Annotated in this window: 5 protein-coding genes; all 5 read left to right on the top strand. The window is 73.2% G+C overall.

Annotated features, from left to right (window positions below; translation table 11 throughout):
* Window positions 1–968: Rv2231c family pyridoxal phosphate-dependent protein CobC (cobC, locus tag HMPREF0321_RS12240; protein WP_006946828.1), on the top strand; the 968-nt coding region annotated here is incomplete at its 5' end.
* Window positions 965–2,062 (top strand): uroporphyrinogen-III C-methyltransferase, encoded by a 1,098-nt coding sequence (gene cobA, locus HMPREF0321_RS12235; RefSeq protein ID WP_006946831.1) that lies wholly within the window; start codon window positions 965–967, stop codon window positions 2,060–2,062. The genes cobC and cobA, both read left to right, overlap by 4 nt.
* Window positions 2,062–2,883, top strand: coding sequence for an adenosylcobinamide-GDP ribazoletransferase (locus HMPREF0321_RS12230; protein WP_040015023.1), 822 nt, complete (start codon window positions 2,062–2,064; stop codon window positions 2,881–2,883). The genes cobA and HMPREF0321_RS12230 overlap by 1 nt, the downstream gene beginning before the upstream one ends.
* Window positions 2,880–3,503 carry a bifunctional adenosylcobinamide kinase/adenosylcobinamide-phosphate guanylyltransferase gene (locus HMPREF0321_RS12225; RefSeq protein ID WP_006946832.1) on the top strand — a complete coding sequence of 208 codons (624 nt, stop codon included), beginning with the start codon at window positions 2,880–2,882 and terminating at the stop codon, window positions 3,501–3,503. Before HMPREF0321_RS12230 ends, HMPREF0321_RS12225 begins: the two co-directional genes overlap by 4 nt.
* 20 nt (window positions 3,504–3,523) lie before the next feature.
* Window positions 3,524–4,384, top strand: an 861-nt coding sequence (locus HMPREF0321_RS12220) for a CobD/CbiB family cobalamin biosynthesis protein (RefSeq protein WP_006946830.1), incomplete at its 3' end; no start/stop codon positions are given.

Raw genomic sequence — 4,384 nt, 5'->3', positions numbered from 1 at the left:
ACGTCCGCGCGAGCACGCCCCCGGCGAACCTGCGGCACGCCCTGCGCGGCGTGCTCGACGAGGCCGCCCACTACCCCGATGCACGCACCGCCACCGACGCGGTCGCCGCGCACCATCGGCTGGCGCGTGAGCAGGTGCTCCTCACGAACGGAGCGGCCGAGGCGTTCACGCTCATCGCGCGGGCGCTGGCGCCGCGCGCACCCGTCGTCGTCCACCCGCAGTTCAGCGAGCCCGACGCCGCGCTGCGCCGCGCCGGGTGCCCGGCCCGGGCGCACGTGCTCCACGTCCGCTCCGGTGCTCACCTCGTGGACGCCGACGTCGCGGCGCTCGACGGCGCCGATCTCGTCGTCCTCGGCAACCCGACGAACCCGACGGGCGTGCTCCACCCGCGCGCGCAGCTCGAGAAGCTGCGCGGTTCCGGACGCGTGCTCGTCGTCGACGAGGCGTTCATGGATCTCGTGCCTGGTGAGAGCGAGAGCCTCATCGGTGGCGACATGACCGGGGTGCTCGTCGTGCGATCGCTGACGAAGACGTGGTCGATCGCCGGGATGCGCGCCGGCCATGTCGTCGGCGATGCGGCCCTCATCGCGACGCTGCGCGCGCAGCAGCCGCATTGGTCGGTGAACTCACTCGCCCTCGAGGCGACGCGGTACGCGATGACGGCCCCCGCCGCGCGTCAGGTCGCCGAGTGGGCCGAGGAGACGAGCCAGTGGCGCGAGCATCTCGACCGCGGCCTGCGTTCGCGCGGCGTGCCGGTGCTGGCGTCGGCCGCCCCGTTCGTACTCGCGCGCGTCGGAGCGGGCGCGCACGCCGCGTGGCGGGACGCCGGGTTCGCGACACGCCGCGCCGACACCTTTCCCGGCCTCGACGGCTCGTGGGTGCGCCTCGCCGTCCGAGACCCGCTGACGACGGATGCCCTCCTCACCGCGTACGACGCGTTCCGCCAGAGCGGGCAGGTTGCCTCATGACGCGCGTGTTGCTCCACGGGCCGGGGGTGCTCGGCCCCAGCCTGCCCGGGATCATCGCCGAACTCGCCCGCGCGGGGACGCAGGTCGATGTCCTTCTGGCTGTGGGCGAGAATGCGGGCGCGGGCGCTGCTCACCGCAGCTCTCCCCACCTCCAGGCTCCCGTCCCTCGTGCTCCCCACCTCGACGACCTCGCCTCACGCGGGCTGTGCCGACTCGTCACGGACGCCGATCCGCTGCGCTATGACGAGGTGCGTCGCCTCACCGTCAACCAGCCCGTCCACCGGCCGGGCGAGGAGGCTCCCCACGGACCTGCCGGTGAGGCCAAGCGTCCTGGGCGGGTGACGCTCGTCGGCGGCGGCCCGGGTGATCCGGGCCTGCTCACCGTCGCCGGGCTGGGCGCGATCGAGCGCGCCGACGTCATCGTCTGCGATCGCCTCGCTCCCCTCGACGCCCTCGCACACGCCCGAGCCGACGCGACGATCATCCACGTCGGCAAGATTCCGCGCGGCGCGTTCACGCCGCAGGAGGAGATCAACCGATTGCTCGTCGAGCACGCGCTCTCCGGGCGTGACGTCGTGCGGTTCAAGGGCGGCGACAACTTCGTCTTCGGTCGCGGCGGCGAGGAGGTGATCGCCTGTCGAGACGCCGGTCTCAGCGTCGACGTCGTGCCGGGGGTGACGTCGGCGATCGCCGTGCCGGCGCTCGCCGGCATCCCCGTGACGCACCGGGCATCATCGCAGGGGTTCACGGTCGTCTCGGGGCACGTCGCGCCCGGCGACCCGCGCTCGGATCTCGATTGGGCGGCACTGGCCCGCACCCGCACCACCCTGGTCGTTCTCATGGGCGTCGCGCACCTGCGCGCCATCGCATCGGCACTCGTCGACGGTGGCCTGTCCGCCTCGACGCCCGCCGCAACGATCGCCGACGGCGCCATGCCGAGCGAGCGACGCGTCGTGGCGACCCTTGCGACGTTGCCGGACGCCGTCGCCGACGCCGGCCTCGGCGCACCTGCCATCACCGTGATCGGCGACGTCGTCGCAGCTCTCGACGGCACCCGGCTCCATGCGTCGTCCGACGACACCGGAGCGGCGTGATGAGCGACGCTGTCGTCACCCGACCGGCATGGGAGGGGCTGCGCCTCGCGACGGGGACGTTGAGCGTCATTCCCGTCGGCGCGATCCCGCCGATCACCACGCCGGTGGCGCGCTGGGCGATGACCCTCGCGCCCCTGGCCGCCGTCCCGCTCGCTGTGGTGACGTCGCTCGTCCTGCTCGTCGGGCACTGGGTCGACGCGCCTCCGCTCGTGGCCGGTTTCTGCGCGGTCGCTGCCCTCGCGGCCGGCACGCGCGCCATGCACGTCGACGGATTGGCTGACACCGTCGACGGATTCGGCGCGGGGTGGAACCGGGAGCGCGCCCTCGAGGTGATGAAGCGTGGCGACGTCGGCCCGATGGGTGTCATCGCCGTCGTCGTGACGGCCGGCGTGCAGACGGCGTGCTTCGCGGCGCTCCTCGACGCGCCGTGGCTGGCCGGCGCCGCCGTCATCGTCTCGCGGGTGGCGTGCACTACCCTCGCCCACCGACGGTGGAGCGCTGCACGGCCTGACGGGATGGGCGCCGTCGTGCTGTCGGCCGTCCGAACCCCGGAGCTCGTCGCCGCAAGCGTCGTGGGATGGCTGGTGCTCGTCGGCGGATCTGCCCTGGCTGATGCCTCAGGTGACGATGGGTTCTCCACCGGCGCAACGCTTCTCGCCGCTCCCCTGGTCGCCTCGGTGGCCGCCGGCATCGCGCTGGAATGGCTCGCTCGTCGCGCGACGCGCACCTTCGGCGGCCTGACGGGTGACGTCATGGGAGCCGGCATCGAGGTGGCCCTCACCGTCATGCTCATCGTCCTCACCCTCGGAGTCTGGCGATGAGCGCCCCGCGCCGCGTCCTCATCACCGGCGGCGTGCGCTCGGGCAAGTCGACGTACGCCGAACGCCTGCTGTGGGAGGCGCCCGCGACGTACCTGGCCACGGGGCCGACACGTCCCGACGACGACGAGTGGCGTGCCCGCGTCGCAGCCCATCAGCAGCGGCGGCCGTCACACTGGTCGAGCCTCGAGTCGGTCGATGTTCCCCGCGCGCTCAGCGAGATCCACGGTCCGTGCCTGCTCGACGACGTCGGCTCGTGGCTGACCTCCGCCCTCGAGGAATCCGGCGCCTGGGTTTCTGACACCGGCGAAGGCCCTCGCCGAGGCGACGAGGAGCAATCGACGCCCCCGCCCCCGTCGATGCCGACGTGGCACCAGCGGTACGCCGCCCGGGCCGATGCCTTCGTCGAGGCGATCACGGCGTTCGAACACGACCTCGTCATCGTGACGAACGAGGTGGGCTTCGGTCTCGTCTCTCCCTACCAATCGGGGCGCCTCTTCACCGACGAGCTGGGCCGCCTCAACCAGCGCCTCGCGCGCGCGTGCGACGACGTCGTCCTCGTCGTGGCGGGTTGCCCCCTCGTGATCAAGGGCGAGCCCAAGAACCCATCGGGGGCATCGTGACCGGCCTTCTACTCACGCAAATGGCGCACCTCGACGGTGCGGTCTCGCGCGGCGCGACGACCACCGCCGCGCCAAGGTTCTTGACGCGGACAGGGCTTGTGACGCGGACAGCGCGCGCGAGCGCCTGCTGGGATCCGATCGCGGCCGGTGTGGCGCTCGGGTATCTCGCCGACCGGCGCTGGGGTGACCCGGCCCGGCATCACCCCGTCGCCTGGTTCGGTGGCTGGGCGGCGGCCTGCGAGCACCGGCTGTGGGCGCCGCGACGCTCGCGGGGCATCGCGTACCTCGTCGTGACGCTCGCTCCGCCGGTCGCCGGTGCGCTCGTTCTCGATCGACGCCGGCCGCTGACGCGCACCCTCATCACGGCGCTGGTGACGTGGGCGGCCCTCGGCGGACGTTCGCTGGAGCGCGAGGCGATGGCGGTGCACGACCTGCTCGCTGCCGACGACCTCGACGGCGCTCGTCACCGCATTCGCTCGCTCGTCGGACGCGACACGTCGCAGGCAGGCCCCGACGAGATGGCCCGGGCCGTCGTCGAGTCGCTTGCCGAGAACCAGTCGGATGCCGTCGCGGCAACCCTCGTCTGGGGCGCGGGGTTCGGGGCGCCTGGTGTCGTGCTGCACCGCTGCGCCAACACGCTTGACGCGATGATCGGGCACCGGACCGAGCGGCTCGAGCAGTTCGGTTGGGCCGCGGCACGATTCGACGACGTCCTCAACGCCGTTCCGGCCCGTGTGAGCGTGCTCGCGACGGCGATCAGCTGTGTCGTGGCGGGCGAGCCGTCGCGCGTGCGCGACGTCGTGCGCGACGTCCGCCGTGACGCCCCCGCGCATCCGAGCCCCAACGCCGGGCCCGTCGAGGCCGCCGCCGCGGGCGCACTC

Origin of the sequence: Dermacoccus sp. Ellin185 (assembly GCF_000152185.1) — a bacterium.
GTDB classification, from domain to species: Bacteria; Actinomycetota; Actinomycetes; order Actinomycetales; family Dermatophilaceae; genus Dermacoccus; species Dermacoccus nishinomiyaensis.
This window is presented reverse-complemented; position numbering and strand designations above follow the sequence as displayed.

Excerpts from the sequence above, each read along its gene's own strand:
- HMPREF0321_RS12225 (WP_006946832.1), top strand. The coding sequence starts at position 2,880 with ATGAGCGCCCCGCGCCGCGTCCTCATCACCGGCGGCGTGCGCTCGGGC.
- HMPREF0321_RS12230 (WP_040015023.1), top strand. The coding sequence starts at position 2,062 with ATGAGCGACGCTGTCGTCACCCGACCGGCATGGGAGGGGCTGCGCCTC.
- cobA (WP_006946831.1), top strand. The coding sequence starts at position 965 with ATGACGCGCGTGTTGCTCCACGGGCCGGGGGTGCTCGGCCCCAGCCTG.